Source organism: Nonomuraea sp. NPDC050394 (assembly GCF_044459065.1).
Taxonomy (GTDB): domain Bacteria; phylum Actinomycetota; class Actinomycetes; order Streptosporangiales; family Streptosporangiaceae; genus Nonomuraea.
The window spans coordinates 199,513-215,288 of record NZ_JBITIO010000014.1; the positions used below are offsets into that span (position 1 = coordinate 199,513).

Here is a 15,776-nt window from a genome sequence, read left to right on the forward strand (position 1 = left end):
GGATCTGGCCCGCGCTTGGAGGCGGGCGCCCGGATCTAGCCCGCGCGTTCGAGCAGGGCCCGCACCTCGTCCGCCTCGGGCACGCCGAGCTCGCCGTACAGGTCGAGGGCCAGCCGCCCGTGCTCGCGGGCCTGGTCCGAGTGCCCCAGCGTGAGATGGGCGCGGGCCAGGCCGTCGTGCGCGCGGGCCTGCTCAGGCCGGTTGCGGGAGGCGTCGGCCAGCGCGAGCGCCGCCGCGTGCTCCTCGACCGCCCGTGCGGGATCGCCGGCCGCCTCGGCCAGCCCGTTGAGCGCGGTCGCCTCGTCGGTGATGTTGCCGAGCTTGCGGTAAAGCGCGGCGGCCTCCTGGTGCCGGGTGCGCGCCTGGTCGAGCAGGCCCTGGTGGCGCGCGACGACGCCGAGGTGGTTGAGCACCAGCGCCTCGCCACCCGGGTTGCCGATCTTGCGGTGGAGCGCCAGCGCCACGTCGAGGTGCCTGCGGGCCTCCTCCGGACGCCCGGCCCGGTCGAGGACGAGGGCGAGGTAGCCGAGGACGTGGGCCTCTCCCCACGTGTCCGCGCCGATGCGGGTCAGGTCCAGCGCCCGCTTGAGGTACTGCTCCGCCTGCTCGTCCTGGCGCCTGCGCTGGGCGACGTTGCCCAAGGTCAGCAGGGCCCGCGCCTCCTCGTGCGGCTCCTCGCACGCCTCCAGTGCCTGGTTCGCGTGCTCCTCCGCCTGCTCGTACCGGCCGAGGCGCCAGTAGGTCCAGGACAGGTCGGTCAGCGCCTGCGCCTCGAAGCCGTGGCTGCCGAGCTTGCGGCTGCGCCGCAGGACCAGGTCGTGCAGGGTCAGGGCGTCGTCGTGATGCGCCTGCCGGTCGAGGTACGGCCGCAGCGCCAGGCCCATGAAGCCGAGGCAGACCTCAGGCCCGTGCAACGCGGTCACGATGATGTTGGAGCGCTCGGCGTCGAGCCAGGTGAGCGCCTCATCGGCGTCGCGGATGGGCGGGATCGGGGACTGCGGCTGCGGGATGCCCTCGCGCTGCACGATGCTGTCGGGGAAGAGCCGGTCCATCGCCGCCCGCGAGCGGTGCAGGTAGTAGACGAGCAGTTGCAGGATCGCGCCGTCGTCGGCGCCGAGCGAGCGGGCGTGCTCGCGGAGCAGGTCGTGGAAGGTGTACCTGCCGGGTTCGAGCTGCAGGAGCATGTGGGCGTCCAGCAGGCTTTCGAGCAGGTCCTCCGCCTCGTCCTCGGAGATGCCGGCCAGGGCGGCGGCGCCGTTCGGGTCGATGTCGCGGCCGGGGACCAGCCCGAGCAGGCGGAACATCCGCTGCTCGTCCTCGTCGAGTTGCTCGTAGGAGATGCTGAACGCGGCCGACACCCCGTCCAGCAGCCGTCGCTGGTCGCGCAGTTTGCCGGCCAGGTAGGCGACCGTCCAGCGCTGGCGGTGCTGCAGGCGGGCGGCCGAGATCCGGATGGCGAGCGGCAGGTGGCCGCACAGCTCCAGCACCTCGCGGACCGCGTCCGGTTCGTCCCGCGCGCGGTCGCCGACGATCCTGCCGAACAGCTCGGCGGCGTCCTGCTCGCCCAGGACCTCGACGGACAGGGCGCGGGCGCCGTCCAGGCCGACCAGCCGCCGCCTGCTGGTGACCAGGACGAGGGTGTCGGAGCCGCCGGGCAGCAGGGGGCGTACCTGGTCGGCGTCGAGGGCGTTGTCCAGGACGACGAGCACCCGGCGGCCGGCCAGCTCGGCCCGCCACAGGGCGCTGCGCTCGGCCTGGGTCGCCGGGATCTGGTCCACGGGCACACCCAGCTGGCGCAGCAGGGCTTCCAGCGCGGCGGCGGAGTCGACCGGCGTACTGCCCGCGGTGTGGGCCTGCAGATCGAGGAAGAGCTGGCCGTCCGGGTAGCGGCCGGTCAGCTGGTGCGCCACGTGCACGGCGAGCGCGGTCTTGCCGATCCCGGCCATGCCGTCGATCGTGACGAGCGCCGCCTCCTGCTCGTCGGCGAGCCGTTCCAGCTCAGCGGTACGTCCGGAGAAGTCCGGGATGTCGTAGGGCAGGAAGGTCCGCCGCGGCGGCGCGGCCGGTGCCGGCGGCTGGACGGGTCCGGCGGCCTCGGCCAGGCGCAGCGACGGATCGTCGTTCAGCACCGCCCGCTCCAGCTCGGCGAACGCGTGCCCGGGGTCCAGCCCCTGCTCGTCGGCCAGCGCCGTACGGTAGGCGCGCGCCGCGGCCAGGGCGTCGGCCTGCCGGCCCGAGCGGTGCAGGGCCAGGACCAGGTGGCCGCTCAGCTTCTCCCTGATCGGGTTGGCGGCGACCTGGGCGGCCAGGTCGTCGAGCAGTTCCGCGTGGCGACCGGCGGCCAGTTCGGCCTCCGCCAGGCGTTCGTAGGCGGTCAGGCGACGGTCGTTCCAGAGGTCGCGGGCGCCGGCGACGTAGTGCGCGTGCACGTCCTCGAGCGCTTCGCCGTTCCACAGCTTCAGCGCCCCGCGCAGGTCGCCGAGCGTCACGAGCTCGGTGAACTCCTGCGCGTCCACCTGCCCCTGCGCCGGGTTCACGACGTAGCCGCCGGTCCGGGTCTCCAGCAGGTCGCCGTCGCCCGCGCCGCGCAGTGCCTTGCGGATCGCGGTGATCGAGGCGTGGACCTGCGAGCGGGCGGTGTCGGGCTGGTCGTAGCCCCACATGGCCTCGATCAGCCGGTCGATGCTGATGACCCGTCCGGCGTTGAGCAGAAGATAGGCCAGCACCGCGCGATGCCGCGGGGCGATGCCTGCGAGCGGGCCCCCGTCGACGATCACTTGTACCGGCCCGAGAAGCGTAAACCGCACCATTGTCACCCCATCGTCGACGCATAGCGAATGTATCAACTCGGGCGCCCAATCTGTTCTCACAGCAACAACGACGAAAGAGGACAAAATGGAAGCCCGGATGAAGAACCCCGCGACGATCATTCCCGCCGCGATGAAGCCGATCATGGAGCTGATGAAGGCCGCGCAGTCGCAGGGCCTGCCCCAGGAACTGCTGGAGATGATCCACCTGCGCGTCAGCCAGGTCAACGGCTGCAGCTTCTGCGTCGACGCCGGCCTCAAGAACCTGCGCAAGCTCGGCGAGAGCGACGAGCGCATCGGCCTGGTCGCGGCCTGGCGCGAGGCCCCGTACTACACCGACTCCGAGCGCGCCGCGCTGGCGCTGGCCGAGGCCGCCACCCGGCTGGCCGACCGCCCCGACCCCGTCTCCGACGAGGTCTGGAACGACGCCGCCGACCACTTCGACGAGCAGCAGCTCGCCGCGATCCTGCTCATGATCGCCACGACGAACCTCTTCAACCGCCTCAACGCCCCGATCCACCAGGTCGCCGGCTCCTGGTAGGGCGCCCCTCGGCCGGGAGAACTTCGCCGAACCTCCGGTTCGCCCTCGTCCACAGCCAGGGCCGCGGCGGGCACCTGGCGCTCAAGGTCCTCCGACTCACGCCATGGCCGAGAGGTACCCGCTCGACTTGCGGATCCACCAGGAGTACACGACGCTCATCGGCCCGCCGGGCATCTTCCTGCCCGGCCGGTTGGCGATCTCGTCCCCGGCCAGCCTGGCGGGCAGGCGCAGTTGCCTGGACCGGGTCCGCTCGTAGCCGCGCAGGTCGCCCAGCGAGCGGGTCAGCAGCCAGGCGTCTTCGATCGCCTGGTTGGTGCCCTGGGCGAGGCTGGGGGGCATCGTGTGGGCCGAGTCGCCCAGGAGCGTGGTGGGCCCGCGTCCCCAGACCTCCGGCACCTTGTGCCGCCAGTGCGGGAACGCCTCCATCTCGGTCACCGACGACAGCACCTTGGGCACCAGGCCCTTCCAGCCGCCGAAGACCTCCTTGAGCCGGCCGATCGGGTCGACCTCGTCCAGCCAGAGCGGACGGCCCGGCGCCGTGCGCAGCTCGAACCAGTTCAGCACCCTGCCGGGGCCCGCCGGAGTCAGGCCCATCATCCCCTCCTTGCCGGTGATGACCAGGGAGCGCCCGGTGTCCACCAGTTCCAGGGGCACGTCGGCGAAGGTCTGCCAGGTGACCCATTCGGTACGCCGGGCCGGATCCTCCTTCCCCAGCGCGCGCCGTACCGGGGAATTACGCCCGTCGGCGCCGATCAGGACGTCTCCGCGGACCGTGCTCCCGTCGGCCAGCGTGACCTCGGCCCGGTCGGGGTCGACCCCCACGACCTCACTTCCGTAGCGGACGGGCACCCCTTCGACCAGGCGCTCGACCAGGTCACGGCGGGCGATGTGCACGCTGGGAGCGCCGTACGCGCGCTCGGGACGCAAGAGGTCGATCTTCATCAGCGGTACGCCCTCCGGCGACCACCCCTCCAGTTGGGTCAGCCGGCTGCCCAGATCGGCCGGGTCCGCCCCGAGCTCGCGCAGGATGCGGATCGATCCCGGCCACAACGTGACGGAGCCGCCCTTCGTCCGCAGCTCCGGCGCCCGCTCAAGGATCTCCACGTCGTGTCCGGCGGCCGTGAGCGAGCGCGCCGCGACCAATCCGCCCGGTCCCGCGCCTATGATGATGATTCTGATACGCATAGTATCTGATACTAGGAGTCTCACTTATGGCGCGCAAGCCCGATCCGGAAGTCGGCGCCCGCATCAAGCGGGCGGCGACCACCCTGATCTTCACGAAGGGCCTGGACTTCACCATGGACGAGGTGGCCCAGGCCGCCTCCGTGGGCAGGGCGAGCGTGTTCCGCCGCTACGCCACCAAACGGGACCTCCTGCTCGACGCGCTCGGCTCGGCCATGGACGCCAAGGTGGCGATGCCCGACACCGGGTCGTTCGAGGGCGACCTGCGCGTGGTCGTCACCGAGACGATGGAGGGCTGGAAGGCGATGGGCCCCATCGCCAGGCAGATGTACGGCGAGGCCGGCCGCGACCCCGCGGTGGCCGAGATCCTGCGCGAGGCGATGCGGTCGAGGATGGCCCGCTCATGGGAGATCTACGACAACGCGCTCGCCCGCGGCGAGGTACGCGAGGACGCCGACCTGTGGCTGCTGAGCGACATGTTCGTCGGCGTGGTCGTCTACCGGGGCCTGCTGGACAAGGAGCTGCCCACCGTGGAAGCCGTCGTCGAGGCCCTGCTGCACGGCTTCGCCCCCCGCTGACCGGCTCAGCAGACTCCGGGCAGCTCGCAGACCTTGGCGGCCATCTTCCTGGCGGTCCTGGTCAGCCCGCCCGGCTTGTAGTAGCCGTCGGTGGTGGTGTAGATGATCAGGGCGCTGCCCCTGCGCGCGACGATGCCGGTGATCGTCTGGTTCACCATGCCGTCCTGCCAGGTCCGGTAGCCCATGCCGATCGACTCGTCGCCCGCCTTGGCCTTGCTCGTCCGCCACCGGACCTTGAGAGCGGGGTAGGCCGGGTCCCCCTTGCGCGCGCACCGCTTGACCTCGGCGCGCAGCTGCGCGAGCGCGGCGTGGGCGGCGCGCGGGCTCTTGTACAGGACGAGTTGCTCCGACTCGCCGCTCGGAGCGCTGGTCCAGAGCGTGATCGTGCGGGCCGCCAGGCGGCCGCGGTCGACGGCGCGCCGGTGCGCGCACGGATTCAGCTCCAGCGGCGTGGTGAGCCTGTCGCTGATCTTGTAGCCCATCTCGGCCGCGTCATCCGGAGACAGGACCTTGCGGGCGGCGGGCTCACTGAACAGGAAGTTCTTCGGGATCTCGGTCGCGGTCGCCGGCGAGAGGGCCAGCACCAAGGAGAGCGTCACGGTGATCATGCAGCGTTGGACTCTGCCACGGGCCCTTCGGTTCGCCTCACCGCTTCGCGCACAGGGCGTTCTCGACCAGCCGGTCCATGGCCTTCATCGTGGTCAGGTCGGCCTGGACCTCCTCGGCCGAGCGGGTGATGGTGGCCGATACCGCCACGGAGCGCTTACCGTCGGCCGTCACGCCGTCCCAGTTGCGGTAGCCGAGGTTGGTGCCGCTGTGGCTCCAGTAGCCGCCGCCGCAGCCGAGCGGCCGCCACACCAGGCCGAGCCCATAGCGCGCACCGGGGTGGAACGCCTCCCAGCCCTTGGCCGGCACGGTCTTCTTCATCTCGGCCAGTTGCGCGGGGGCGAGCAGCTCGCCGCCCAGCAGCGCGCGGAAGTACCTGGCCAGGTCGCGGGGACTGCTGGTCAGCGCGCCCGCGGCGTTGCCGTGGGTCTGGTTCTGGACGGTGACGTCGACCAGGCCGGCGCCGGGGGCGAAGCGGGTGTAGCCGTGCGCCTTCGGGTCCGGGAGGAAGGGGGATTCGCCGGGGGTGGAGGTGTCGCGCAGGCCGAGGGGTTCGATGACGCGCCGCCGTACCTGCTGCTCCCAGGTCTGGCCGGTCACGGCGCGGATCAGCATGCCGGCGACGGCGTAGTTGGTGGCGGAGTAGGACCAGCTCGTGCCGGGCGGGAAGTGGGGCGCGTGGGCCGTGGCCATGGCGATGAGCCGCTCCGGGCGGAACGAGCGGAACCGCTCGTTCCGCCAGCCCTCCTCGGTGCGCTGCCCCTGCAGGAGGTCGGCGTTGTAGTCGTACAGACCGCTGGTGTGCTGCAGGAGCTGCCGGACCGTGATCTTGGAACCGTCGTTGCCGTTGCCCCGCACGAGGCCGGGCAGCCAGCGCTCCACCGTGTCGTCCAGCGCCAGCCTGCCCTCACCGGCCAGTTGCAGCACCACCGTGGCCACGAACGACTTCGTCACGCTGCCGACCCGGAACCGCGCGTCGAACGGCACCGGCGACCCGGCGGCCAGGTCGCCGGCACCGGCCCGTGCGCGCTGCCGTCCGGACGGGGTGATCACCTCGCTGAGCACACCCACCGCACCCGTGGCGTGCACCGCCTCGACGTCACGCCGGAGGTCGGAAGTGGCGGGCGTGGGCGCCGCGAGAGCCGCGGCGGCGAGGATGGCCATGACCTTCATGGGAAGCTCCTTTGCGTACATTCAACGCTCTATGCGCACACTGTACCCATACGTTTGACTTGTTCGCAATCTCATACCCTGGGTGGAATGCGCGGAAGGATCGAAGCAGCACTGGAAAAGGTGTACGGCGAGGCCCCGCCGTGGGGAGAGCTGGCCGGAGGCGCCATCCGCGCGTACGCGGCCGACCTCCCGCTCCCCCACTGGCACCTGATCACCGTCGGGACGGGCCGGCACGGTTACGAGCTCAGCCTCCGCGTGGCCCGCGGCCCGGCGGACGCCGCCCCGCCCGACTGGTGTGTCGGTATCCTGCTCGACCTGCGCGAACGGCCCCTGGCCCCCGGCCACCTCACGCGCATGAACCCGCAAGGATCACTGACGGCGCTGGCCCTGACCGTGGACCCCGAGTTCGACGTCCTGGACACGCTCACGTTCTTGCAGGTCGCCGCGCTCACCGAAGCCGAGTACGAGCGGGCGCGGGCGGGTCACGTCATCCCCACCCTGTGGCAGATCGGCCAGGACGTGCCCCTGCACATCATCGACCCCGCTCAGCGATGACTCAGCACGTTGATCACCCGGCCGTTGGGGTCGCGGACGAAGAACCGTCGCACGCCCCAATCCTCGTCCCGCAGGTCGTGCACGATCTCGGCGCCACTCGCACGCACGGCCGCGTACGCCGCGTCGACGTCATCCACCTCGACGCTCACGTCCGGCGTGACCGGGGCGGTCTTGTCACTGGTCATGAAGCTGATCTGCGCCGCCGGGGTGGACGGCGAGGCGAGCGTCACGATCCACCCGTGATCCATGACCTCCTCGAACCCCAGCAGCCCGTAGAACTCCCGGCTCTCCCGCACGGCCTTCGACTGGATGACGGGCATGACGCGGCTGACGGACATCGAAAACTCCACATCTGTATGGAAACTCTTCCCCGAAGGGCGGTCCCCCGGCCAAAGCACCCCCAACCGCCCTCGTCACCACCGCAATCCTAAGCGCCACCGCCGGACAGGAACCGGCCCTCGCGGGCGTCGATAGGTTCGCCCTCCTCGGCGATCAGGACACCACGCAGATACGTCCGCACCACCAGGCCGGTGACGGCACGGCCGTGGTACGGGGTCCAGCCCGCCTTGGACAGCATGTTCTCGTTGGCCAGCGTGCGCCGGCCGCCGGGATCGACCAGGACCAGGTCGGCGTCGGCCCCCACACCGATCCGGCCCTTGCGCGGGTACAGGCCGTACGTTCGGGCCGGCGTCTCGGCGTACACGCGGGCGACGTCCTCGTGGCTCAGGTGGCCACGGGCGGCGGCGTCCAGCAGGACCGGCAGGGTGGTGTCGAGTCCGGGCAGGCCGAAGTGAACGTTCCAGATGTCGCCGGCGGCCTTCTGCTCCAGGGTGGACGGGGCGTGGTCGCTCGACATGTGCGACAGCGTGCCGGAGCGCAGCAGCCGCCACATCAACGCCTCGTCGGAGTCGGTGCGCGCCCTGGCCGGCGGCGTGAACTTGCGCAGCGCCCCGTGCTCGTGCACCTCGTCCTCCCGCAGCAGGAAGTACTGCGGGCAGCCCTCGGCGCCCAGCCGGGCGCCGCCGGCCCGCTCGCGCGCGAGGTAGTCGGCGACCTCGGGGTGGCTGACGTGCGCGACGACGGCCCGCGCTCCGACGCGCCTGACGAGCAGCGCGGTGACGGCGGCGGCGACGACTTCGGCGTCACGGTCGCGCCAGTCGGGGAGCAGGCCGGGGTCCGTGCGCCCGGATCCGCGCAGCAGACGCTCGGCGTCCGCGGTCAGCGACTCGTCCTCGCAGTGCACCAGGCTGACGGCGTCCGCCAGTGCGGTGGCGTTGAGATGGGCGCGCAGCGCGGCGGCGTCGTGGCCGGGGATGCCGTGCGTGGTGCAGGTGAACACCTTGAAGAAGGCGACGCCCGCCCGCCACAACCCGGCGACGTCGCCGGCGGCGCCGGGCCAGGCGTGCGCGGCCAGCCCGAAGTCGACGTTGGAGCGGCCGGTGAGGTACGACTGCTTGTCGCGCAGATCCGCCACCGTGCGCACGGGCGCGCCGTGGCTGTGCTCCACGATGGTGGTGACGCCGGCCACCGCCGCTGCCGCCGTACCCGTCGGGAAGTCCTCGCGCTCGGTGCTGCCCGGGTCCATGAGATGGACGTGGGTGTCCACCCCGCCGGGCAGAACCAGCAGGCCCGACGCGTCGACCTCCCGGCGGGCCGCGGGCCGGTCGGTGCCGATGACCGCGATCCGGCCGTCGGCCACGCCGACGTTCTGCCGCCGGCGGCCGTCCGGGGTGACGACCATGCCACCGGCGATCAGCAGGTCCAGCGTCATCGGTGAGTTCCCTTCTCCGTCTTCACCAGCAGGAGCGTGGCCAAGGCCACGATAGGCAGGATCCCCAGCACACCCACCGCCGCGCCGCCCCAGCCGAAGTGTCCCTTGAGCGCCGTGAACAGGTATCCGGCGAAGGCCGACGGAATGTAGAAGCAGGCCACGAACAGGCCGGAGACCCGCCCGGCCAGCTCCGGGCGGACGGAGCGCTGGATGGCCGAGTAGAGGTTCACGAACAGCACACCGCTGGCCAGCGCGCCCTCGGCGAACGAGAGGGTGTACTGCAGGCCGTGCCCGCCGGGTACGTGGAACATGACCAGGCCGACGACGCTGAGCCCGACCAGGCAGACCAGCATCAAGCGGCGCTGGTCGAGGCGGTCACCCAGGTATCCGCCGACGATGCTCAGCATGGCGCCGCACCCGAACATGGCGGCGGCGAAGCCCGCCTCTGTCCTGGTGAAGCCGAGCTCCTCCTGGAGGTAGGTGGGGTAGATCCCGAGGTAGCTGTAGAGCATGACGCCGACCACGCCGGCGCTGACCGCGAGCAGCACGGTGTTGCGGTTGAGCAGGAACGCCGGGAGATGGCCGCCGCCCGCGGCGGCCGCGGTCCCGGCCGGCTCCGCCCGCTCGGAGAAGACCTTGGGGACCCCGAACCACAGAACCACGATCATCACCAGGCCCAGGAGCCCATAGGTGATGAACGGCGTCGTCCAGTGGCCGGAGGCGGTGGCGAGCAGGGCCCCCAGATAGGGGCCGAGTACGCTGCCCAGCCCGAACACCGTGTTCAGGTAGCCCAGGGCCAGGGCGCGTGAGGCGTGGAAGTAGGCCCCGACCGCGGCGAACAGGGCGGTGATCTGCATGGCCTCGCCGACGCCCGACAGGGCCCGGTAGGCGAACATGTCGAGGAATCCGACCGCGAACGCGGTGAGCAAGGTGAATCCCGAGTAGATCAGGATGCCGACCGCCATGACCGCCTTGCGGGACAGGCGGTCGAGCAGGATGCCGGTCGGGACGCCAGCCAGGCCGATGCCGAGGGTGAAGACGGTCGCGAGCAGCCCGCCCTGGGACAGGGCCAGGCCGAGATCGGCGCGGATGTCGGGCAGCAGGACCGGGAAGAGCTGCCGGTCCATCGCGTTCAGAATGTAGGACACGCCGAGCATGGCCATCGTGGTCAAGGCCACCGTCCGGGTCAGCCGGGCGGGTGTCGCCTTGGTCTTCTCTGTTGTCATCACTCCTCCATCGCCTCGCTGTTCCCCGAGGTATGTGGATGTTATAAAATGCACCCCATAACCTGTCAATGGAGGATGTGCCCATGACCGACCCCCTGGTCCGCGTCCTGTCCCTGGGCGGCACGATCACGATGACCCCGACCGAGAGCGGCGCGGTCGCACCCACGCTCGGCGGTGACGCGCTGCTGGGCGCGGTCGCACCGGCGTTGCGGGGCATCCGGGTCACCGCCCAGACCCTCGGCCGCACCCCGGGCGCCGCGCTCACCCCCCACCTCGTCCTCGACGCCGTCCGCGCCGCGGCCGCGGCGATCCGCGACGGCGCGCACGGAGTGGTCGTGGTCCAGGGAACCGACACCATGGAGGAGTCCGCCTACCTGGCCGACCTCGTCTGGCGTGCGCACGAGCCCGTCGTGTTCACCGGGGCGATGCGGCCCGCGGGCGCGCTCGGCGCGGACGGCCCGGCCAACCTCGCCGCCGCCATCAGGACCGCGGCCGATCCCGGGGCGCGCGACCGTGGCGCGCTCGTGGTCATGAACGACGAGATCCACGCCGCCCACCGGGTCCGCAAGGTTCATGCCGGGGCGTTGCGGGCGTTCGAGTCGGGAGAGTTCGGACTGCTCGGGCGCATGGTCGAGGGTCTGCCGTGGTTCGCGGAGGCCCCGGTGGGAAGCGGGGCGCTGCCGCGGTTCGCGGAGGCGCCGGTGGAGGGCGGGGCGCTGCCGCGGTTCGCGGGAGCGCCGGTGGAGGGCGGGGCGCTGCCGTACCCCTCGGGACAGGCTTTTGTCCCTCTGCTTGAGACATACCTCGGCGACGACGGCGGCGCGCTGCGGGCCCTGCTCGACGCCGGGCCCGACGGCGCGGTGATCGCGGCGTACGGCGTCGGCCACGTCTCACCCGCCATGGCCGACACCATCGAGAAGGCGGCGGCCAAGATCCCGGTCGTGCTCGCCACCAGGACCGGCGCCGGGAGCACCCTGCGCGCCGCCTACGATTTCCCCGGCTCCGAAGCCGACCTGATCGGCCGGGGCGTCATCACCGCGGGACGGCTCAACCCGCGCCAGGCCCGGCTGCTGCTGTGGCTGCTCCTGGCCTCGGGCACCCCTCCGGCCGAGATAGCGTCGGCGATCGTCGCACGCGGCGGCGGCTATGCTGAACGGGCGCTGTCGTGGCCGCGTCCAGCCGGATCGGAGGCGAAAAGTGTTGCCCAACAAGCAGCCGAACCGATCAAGGACGGCGCACGAGTACGCCAGGGAGAGGATCCGCACGGCCATCCTCTCGGGTGAGCTCGCGGCCGGCACCCGGCTGCTGCAGCGGGAGATCGCCGCCGACCTCGACGTCAGCACCACCCCGGTCAGGGAGGCGCTGCGCGACCTGGCCACCGAAGGGCTCATCTACCTCGACGCGCACCGCGGCGCCGTGGTGCGCAGCCTCGATCTGGACGAGGTCCGCGAGATCTACGAGATGCGCATGGCGCTCGAACCGCTCATGATCAAGCGGGTGCTCGCCGCCTTCACCGACGAACGGCTGGCCGTGGCGGCCGATCTGTGCGAGCGGATGGCCGCCGAGCCGGATCTGTCCGTCTGGGTCGACCTCAACCGGCGCTTTCACGGCCTGCTCTCCGACGAGGGCGACGACGGCAAGCTGGCCCAGACGCTACGCAGCCTGCGCGCCAGCGCCTCGGCCTACGTCAGCCTGTCCCTGGACGCGCGTCCCGAGCAGGTCGGCGAGGCCAACGCCGAGCACCGCCGCCTGGTCGAGCTCTACCGTGCCCGTGACCTCGACGGGATCGTCGCCGTCACCCTCCAGCACCTGCGCAACACGCTCGCCGCCATCGAGGCCGTCCACCAGGAGTTCTGAATCAGCCGACGCGCGGCCCCAGGTGTACGCCGCCGCTGGCGTCCACCACCTGGCCGGTCACCCATCGGGCGGCGTCGGAGGCGAGGAATCCCACCACGTCGGCCACGTCCTCGGCCCTGCCCACCCTGTCCAGCGCCGTGTGACTGGCGAAGAAGGCCGACGCCTCCGGGGTGAAGAGGGAGGCGTTGGCGCTGGTCCGGGTGGCGCCCGGGGCGACGACGTTCACCGTGATGCCGCGGCCGCCGAGTGCCTGGGCCAGGGACAGGCTCATGGTCTCCAGCGCGCCCTTGGTCATGGCGAAGGAGGTCTGCGTGGGATAGGCCATGCGGGTGGCGACGGTGGAGATGCTGATGATCCGCCCGCCGTTCCGCATGAGGGGCAGGAGCCGCTGGATGAGGAAATACGGGGCTTTGACGTTGACCGCGAACAACCGGTCGAACTGCTCGGGGGTGTCCGTCTCGATCGGCCCGGCGGGCGGGGCGGCCGCGTTGTTGACCAGGATGTCCAGCTCATGCTCCGCCAGCGCGTCGGCCAGTTCGCCCACGCCGGCCATGGTGGCGAGGTCGGCCCGCACCGGGAACGCACGCTCGCCGATCCGGCCGACCGTCTCGGCCACCTCGGCCTCACTGGTGCCGTAGTGCACGGCGACGCGGGCTCCGTCGGCGGCGAGCCGTTCGGCGATGGCCCGGCCGATGCCGCGCGAGGCTCCGGTCACCAGCGCGGTCTTGCCGATCAGTCGTGTCATCGGACCCTCCAGAAATGTTAGTGACTACCACTTTGGTATTGTCTACCACATGATGAGCCTGCGTGACCGGCGCCGTATCGAGACAAGACAGGCGATCCAGGCGCACGCCATCCGCCTCTTCCTCGACCAGGGCTACGACGCGACGACCGTCACCGGCGTGGCCGAGGCGGCGGGCGTCTCCGCGATGACCGTGTACCGGCACTTCGCCACCAAAGAGGACCTGGTGCTGTACGACGACTACGACCAGGTGACCGCCGCCACCGTCGCCGCCCGGCCGGAGACCGAGTCGCTCCACGAGCGGATCGGCCTGGCCCTCGTCGAGATGGCCGCCGCGGCGATCGCGGCCGAGAAGGCCATGCTGCTGGCCCGGCTGAGCCTGATGATCTCCGTCCCGGCGCTGCGCGCCCACCACCTGGACAGCCAGTACGCCACCCAGTCCGCGATCGTCGCCGCGCTCTGCGGCCCGTCGCCGGACCCCGCCGAGGAGTTCCGCGTACGCGCCACCGCCGGAGCCTGCCTGGGCGCCACCCACGTGGCACTGGTGCGCTGGGCCGAGAGCGACGGCCACGCCGACCTGCCTGAACTCATGCGGCAGGCCCTGGGTTTCGCCTTCGATACGTAAGGTAAAGTGCGGTTACCGAGGGTATTTCGAGCGCCGGCAGTCAGGCCGGCGTCGCCCCGGCGATTCACACGGGCCGGTTTGCGCGGGCCCGGACAGGTCAGGCGACGAACATGACGCCGACGCTTCTACCGCTCCATCCCGTCCTGCGGCTCACCCTCGACCCCGTGCCCAGCCGAAGAGCCGTCGTGGACGGAGCCTGGTGGCCCCGCTCCCGCGACGCCGCCATCGAGTTGCCCGGCCTCGTCGCCGCCGTCGATCAGCGGCTGGGGCGCACAACGCTGCAGGTCGGCCTGTACGAGCACGCGTGGCGCCAGATCCCGGACCGGATCCCGGCACCCGGACGGCAGGTCCGCGTCGGCCGCTTCCGCGACGCGGACCCGCACGTGGTCGTCCTGTTCTTCGCGGCCGTCGAACCGGTGGCGCTGCTGCTCATCCCGCCGGACACCGCCGCCGGACCCGCCGAGCGCGCCCTGGCGCGCGCCGCCCGGCACACGGCCGGCCTGACCGCCGACGATCTTCTCGCCCTCACGTCCCTGCCGACCGCGAGGTGATCCCGCGTCCGGCATGTCTGGCATCGCCGAACCGTCCGCCTGACCGGTGAGATCGACATCGTCACCAGCGCGGCGCTCCGACACCGGTCGCTGCGACGCCTCCGGCCCGGACCTCATGCCATGACCCGGTACGGCTCAGCAGGGCGTGAAGAAGACCTTCAGCGTGCCGTTCAGGGTCCCCCACTGACCCGCGGGCTGGTTGCAGCCGAACCAGCGCTGCCCAATGACCTGTTCCCCGCTGTAGTAGGTGAAGACGATGAGGTTGTCGCCCCCCGGCGGAGGAGGCGGAATGGCGTGAGCCGGGGTCGAGCCGAGAGCGAGCACTCCGGCGGCCAATACCGCCGCTAAAACCCCTCGCCTGATCTTCATGAAGTTCCCTCCCGGGCTTTCCCTGCGGATGATCCGCCATCAAGGTAACCCGGCGTTTTCAGCGGGTCCATTCGGTGCGGAATTCGGTTTCCCGCAGAGGAGGACTCGTCCGGATGCGCTTCATTCCGGTTCCTTCTGCGGGAAGTTCGACCGCCAGATGGATGACGGTGCCTTCCTCGCCGGTGGTGATGTCGACGCTGCTGACCAGATGATGGATCAGCCACAGTCCGCGGCCGCCCAGCGCGTCCGGACTTATCCGGGAGACGTTCAGCCCGTCAAGGGGAATGCCGGGGCCGCGGTCGGAAATCGTGCAGTGCACGTGACCGTCGCTGCGCCACAACTGGATCTCGCCGTGATTGCCGGCGTGCTTCACCACGTTGGCGACGCTCTCGTGAACGGCCAGCACGAACTCGAGCAGCCGGGGCCCGTTGAGGCCGAGGGACTCGGCGTGCTCGGCCGTCGCGTGCCGGATCATGCGCAAGGAGGAGCCGGCGAAACGATCCGCCAGCAGGAATGGTTTGCCATGCTCGGGGAGCGGCGATTTCGCTGCGGTCATCACAGGCCCTCACCGTTTCACCAAGTGATGAGGCAGTTCGCCCGCGTGGGTCTGGGGCGGTACGCATTTCTCCGCCACAGTGGCGGCCTTACAGTCGCTCGCAGGTGAATTATCCGGCCTGACTGACCGACGGTCAAGGTCGCGATTATCTGCTGAGTACGTCCACGACCCAGGTGACGCCGAACCGGTCCGTCAGCATCCCGTAGAGGGGCGCCCACTGCGCGGGGGCCAGCGGCTGCTGGACGGTCGCGCCGTCGGAGAGTTTCTCCCAGTACGCGGCGACCTCCTCGGCCGTGTCACCGCGGAGCGAGACGAAGAACGCGTTCTCCCCCTGGTTCCAGGGCAGGCGCGACGGGACGTCGTAGGCCATGACACGAAAGCCGCTGTCGGCGGCCACCTGTCCCCACATCACCTGGCCGGCCTCGGCGGGGTTCTGCACGTTTCCCGCGTCCTCGTACGTGACCGCCACCATCTGGCCGCCGAAGACGGACTGGTAGAAGGTGAGCGCCGCCTGGGCGTCGCCGCGGAAGTTCAGGTGGGTCACAGAGTTGACGGACATGATCGGCTCCTTGCTTGTCGGTTCCTCGGTGACCACTCTCGCAAGGGAAGCGGCCAGGGTGTGGCCTCTTCTCCGGCG

General features: G+C 71.1%; 18 protein-coding genes. 7 read left to right on the forward strand and 11 right to left on the reverse strand.

Annotation, left to right across the window (positions count from 1 at the left end):
• Window positions 1-35: 35 nt before the first annotated feature.
• Window positions 36-2,954 carry a tetratricopeptide repeat protein gene (locus ACIBKY_RS41370; protein WP_397105810.1) on the reverse strand — a complete coding sequence of 973 codons (2,919 nt, stop codon included), beginning with the start codon at window positions 2,952-2,954 and terminating at the stop codon, window positions 36-38.
• On the opposite strand from ACIBKY_RS41370, the gene ACIBKY_RS41375 reads away from it, so the two are divergent.
• A complete protein-coding gene (locus ACIBKY_RS41375; RefSeq protein ID WP_397105812.1) occupies window positions 2,896-3,348 on the forward strand; it encodes a carboxymuconolactone decarboxylase family protein in 453 nt (150 codons plus the stop codon). The two genes, ACIBKY_RS41370 and ACIBKY_RS41375, sit on opposite strands and share 59 nt — an antisense overlap.
• Before the next feature lie 96 nt (window positions 3,349-3,444).
• Here ACIBKY_RS41375 and ACIBKY_RS41380 read toward each other — a convergent pair whose 3' ends face one another.
• Window positions 3,445-4,533, reverse strand: a complete 1,089-nt coding sequence (locus ACIBKY_RS41380; RefSeq protein ID WP_397105814.1) for an FAD-dependent oxidoreductase — start codon at window positions 4,531-4,533, stop codon at window positions 3,445-3,447.
• A 26-nt stretch (window positions 4,534-4,559) separates the two neighbouring features.
• On the opposite strand from ACIBKY_RS41380, the gene ACIBKY_RS41385 reads away from it, so the two are divergent.
• Window positions 4,560-5,108: a TetR-like C-terminal domain-containing protein gene (locus ACIBKY_RS41385; protein ID WP_397105816.1), complete on the forward strand. Its 549-nt coding sequence runs from the start codon at window positions 4,560-4,562 to the stop codon at window positions 5,106-5,108.
• Window positions 5,109-5,113: 5 nt separating this feature from the next.
• On the opposite strand, the gene ACIBKY_RS41390 is transcribed toward ACIBKY_RS41385, so the two are convergent.
• On the reverse strand, window positions 5,114-5,707 hold the full coding sequence (locus ACIBKY_RS41390; RefSeq protein WP_397105817.1) for a hypothetical protein: 594 nt from the start codon (window positions 5,705-5,707) through the stop codon (window positions 5,114-5,116).
• A 46-nt stretch (window positions 5,708-5,753) separates the two neighbouring features.
• On the reverse strand, window positions 5,754-6,887 hold the full coding sequence (locus ACIBKY_RS41395; protein WP_397105819.1) for a serine hydrolase domain-containing protein: 1,134 nt from the start codon (window positions 6,885-6,887) through the stop codon (window positions 5,754-5,756).
• Window positions 6,888-6,974: 87 nt separating this feature from the next.
• On the opposite strand from ACIBKY_RS41395, the gene ACIBKY_RS41400 reads away from it, so the two are divergent.
• On the forward strand, window positions 6,975-7,442 hold the full coding sequence (locus ACIBKY_RS41400) for a hypothetical protein (RefSeq protein ID WP_397105820.1): 468 nt from the start codon (window positions 6,975-6,977) through the stop codon (window positions 7,440-7,442).
• Here the strand turns inward: ACIBKY_RS41400 and ACIBKY_RS41405 are convergent.
• The 3 genes from ACIBKY_RS41405 to ACIBKY_RS41415 form a co-directional block, all read right to left on the reverse strand.
• A complete protein-coding gene (locus ACIBKY_RS41405) occupies window positions 7,433-7,780 on the reverse strand; it encodes a VOC family protein (RefSeq protein WP_397105822.1) in 348 nt (115 codons plus the stop codon). The genes ACIBKY_RS41400 and ACIBKY_RS41405 overlap by 10 nt on opposite strands.
• 89 nt (window positions 7,781-7,869) lie before the next feature.
• On the reverse strand, window positions 7,870-9,213 hold the full coding sequence (locus tag ACIBKY_RS41410) for a dihydroorotase family protein (protein ID WP_397105824.1): 1,344 nt from the start codon (window positions 9,211-9,213) through the stop codon (window positions 7,870-7,872).
• The gene (locus ACIBKY_RS41415) at window positions 9,210-10,439 is read right to left on the reverse strand and encodes an MFS transporter (RefSeq protein WP_397105825.1); all 1,230 of its coding nucleotides are present in this window, start codon (window positions 10,437-10,439) and stop codon (window positions 9,210-9,212) included. Before ACIBKY_RS41415 ends, ACIBKY_RS41410 begins: the two co-directional genes overlap by 4 nt.
• An 83-nt stretch (window positions 10,440-10,522) precedes the next feature.
• On the opposite strand from ACIBKY_RS41415, the gene ACIBKY_RS41420 reads away from it, so the two are divergent.
• Together ACIBKY_RS41420 and ACIBKY_RS41425 are read left to right on the forward strand one after the other, a co-directional pair.
• On the forward strand, window positions 10,523-11,722 hold the full coding sequence (locus tag ACIBKY_RS41420) for an asparaginase (protein WP_397105827.1): 1,200 nt from the start codon (window positions 10,523-10,525) through the stop codon (window positions 11,720-11,722).
• Window positions 11,637-12,296 carry a GntR family transcriptional regulator gene (locus ACIBKY_RS41425; protein WP_397105828.1) on the forward strand — a complete coding sequence of 220 codons (660 nt, stop codon included), beginning with the start codon at window positions 11,637-11,639 and terminating at the stop codon, window positions 12,294-12,296. The genes ACIBKY_RS41420 and ACIBKY_RS41425 overlap by 86 nt, the downstream gene beginning before the upstream one ends.
• A 1-nt stretch (window position 12,297) precedes the next feature.
• Here ACIBKY_RS41425 and ACIBKY_RS41430 read toward each other — a convergent pair whose 3' ends face one another.
• A complete protein-coding gene (locus ACIBKY_RS41430) occupies window positions 12,298-13,041 on the reverse strand; it encodes an SDR family oxidoreductase (protein WP_397105830.1) in 744 nt (247 codons plus the stop codon).
• Window positions 13,042-13,090: 49 nt separating this feature from the next.
• Here ACIBKY_RS41430 and ACIBKY_RS41435 point away from each other — a divergent pair, with 49 nt between their 5' ends.
• Complete coding sequence (locus tag ACIBKY_RS41435; protein WP_397105832.1) at window positions 13,091-13,663, forward strand: TetR/AcrR family transcriptional regulator; 573 nt, start codon at window positions 13,091-13,093, stop codon at window positions 13,661-13,663.
• A 110-nt stretch (window positions 13,664-13,773) separates the two neighbouring features.
• The gene (locus ACIBKY_RS41440) at window positions 13,774-14,214 is read left to right on the forward strand and encodes a DUF5994 family protein (RefSeq protein WP_397105834.1); all 441 of its coding nucleotides are present in this window, start codon (window positions 13,774-13,776) and stop codon (window positions 14,212-14,214) included.
• A 135-nt stretch (window positions 14,215-14,349) separates the two neighbouring features.
• Here the strand turns inward: ACIBKY_RS41440 and ACIBKY_RS41445 are convergent, their stop codons facing one another.
• From ACIBKY_RS41445 to ACIBKY_RS41455, 3 genes are all read right to left on the reverse strand, one after another.
• The gene (locus tag ACIBKY_RS41445) at window positions 14,350-14,583 is read right to left on the reverse strand and encodes a hypothetical protein (protein WP_397105836.1); all 234 of its coding nucleotides are present in this window, start codon (window positions 14,581-14,583) and stop codon (window positions 14,350-14,352) included.
• A gap of 58 nt (window positions 14,584-14,641) precedes the next feature.
• The gene (locus ACIBKY_RS41450; protein WP_397106008.1) at window positions 14,642-15,139 is read right to left on the reverse strand and encodes an ATP-binding protein; all 498 of its coding nucleotides are present in this window, start codon (window positions 15,137-15,139) and stop codon (window positions 14,642-14,644) included.
• A gap of 145 nt (window positions 15,140-15,284) precedes the next feature.
• Window positions 15,285-15,698: a VOC family protein gene (locus tag ACIBKY_RS41455; RefSeq protein ID WP_397105837.1), complete on the reverse strand. Its 414-nt coding sequence runs from the start codon at window positions 15,696-15,698 to the stop codon at window positions 15,285-15,287.
• Between the last annotated feature and the right edge of the window lie 78 nt (window positions 15,699-15,776).

Coding starts and splice junctions, on each gene's coding strand:
- ACIBKY_RS41375 (WP_397105812.1), top strand. CDS start 2,896: ATGGAAGCCCGGATGAAGAACCCCGCGACGATCATTCCCGCCGCGATG.
- ACIBKY_RS41370 (WP_397105810.1), bottom strand. CDS start 2,954: ATGATCGGCTTCATCGCGGCGGGAATGATCGTCGCGGGGTTCTTCATC.
- ACIBKY_RS41380 (WP_397105814.1), bottom strand. CDS start 4,533: ATGCGTATCAGAATCATCATCATAGGCGCGGGACCGGGCGGATTGGTC.
- ACIBKY_RS41385 (WP_397105816.1), top strand. CDS start 4,560: ATGGCGCGCAAGCCCGATCCGGAAGTCGGCGCCCGCATCAAGCGGGCG.
- ACIBKY_RS41395 (WP_397105819.1), bottom strand. CDS start 6,887: ATGAAGGTCATGGCCATCCTCGCCGCCGCGGCTCTCGCGGCGCCCACG.
- ACIBKY_RS41400 (WP_397105820.1), top strand. CDS start 6,975: ATGCGCGGAAGGATCGAAGCAGCACTGGAAAAGGTGTACGGCGAGGCC.
- ACIBKY_RS41405 (WP_397105822.1), bottom strand. CDS start 7,780: ATGTCCGTCAGCCGCGTCATGCCCGTCATCCAGTCGAAGGCCGTGCGG.
- ACIBKY_RS41410 (WP_397105824.1), bottom strand. CDS start 9,213: ATGACGCTGGACCTGCTGATCGCCGGTGGCATGGTCGTCACCCCGGAC.
- ACIBKY_RS41415 (WP_397105825.1), bottom strand. CDS start 10,439: ATGACAACAGAGAAGACCAAGGCGACACCCGCCCGGCTGACCCGGACG.
- ACIBKY_RS41420 (WP_397105827.1), top strand. CDS start 10,523: ATGACCGACCCCCTGGTCCGCGTCCTGTCCCTGGGCGGCACGATCACG.
- ACIBKY_RS41430 (WP_397105830.1), bottom strand. CDS start 13,041: ATGACACGACTGATCGGCAAGACCGCGCTGGTGACCGGAGCCTCGCGC.
- ACIBKY_RS41435 (WP_397105832.1), top strand. CDS start 13,091: ATGATGAGCCTGCGTGACCGGCGCCGTATCGAGACAAGACAGGCGATC.
- ACIBKY_RS41440 (WP_397105834.1), top strand. CDS start 13,774: ATGACGCCGACGCTTCTACCGCTCCATCCCGTCCTGCGGCTCACCCTC.
- ACIBKY_RS41445 (WP_397105836.1), bottom strand. CDS start 14,583: ATGAAGATCAGGCGAGGGGTTTTAGCGGCGGTATTGGCCGCCGGAGTG.
- ACIBKY_RS41450 (WP_397106008.1), bottom strand. CDS start 15,139: ATGACCGCAGCGAAATCGCCGCTCCCCGAGCATGGCAAACCATTCCTG.
- ACIBKY_RS41455 (WP_397105837.1), bottom strand. CDS start 15,698: ATGTCCGTCAACTCTGTGACCCACCTGAACTTCCGCGGCGACGCCCAG.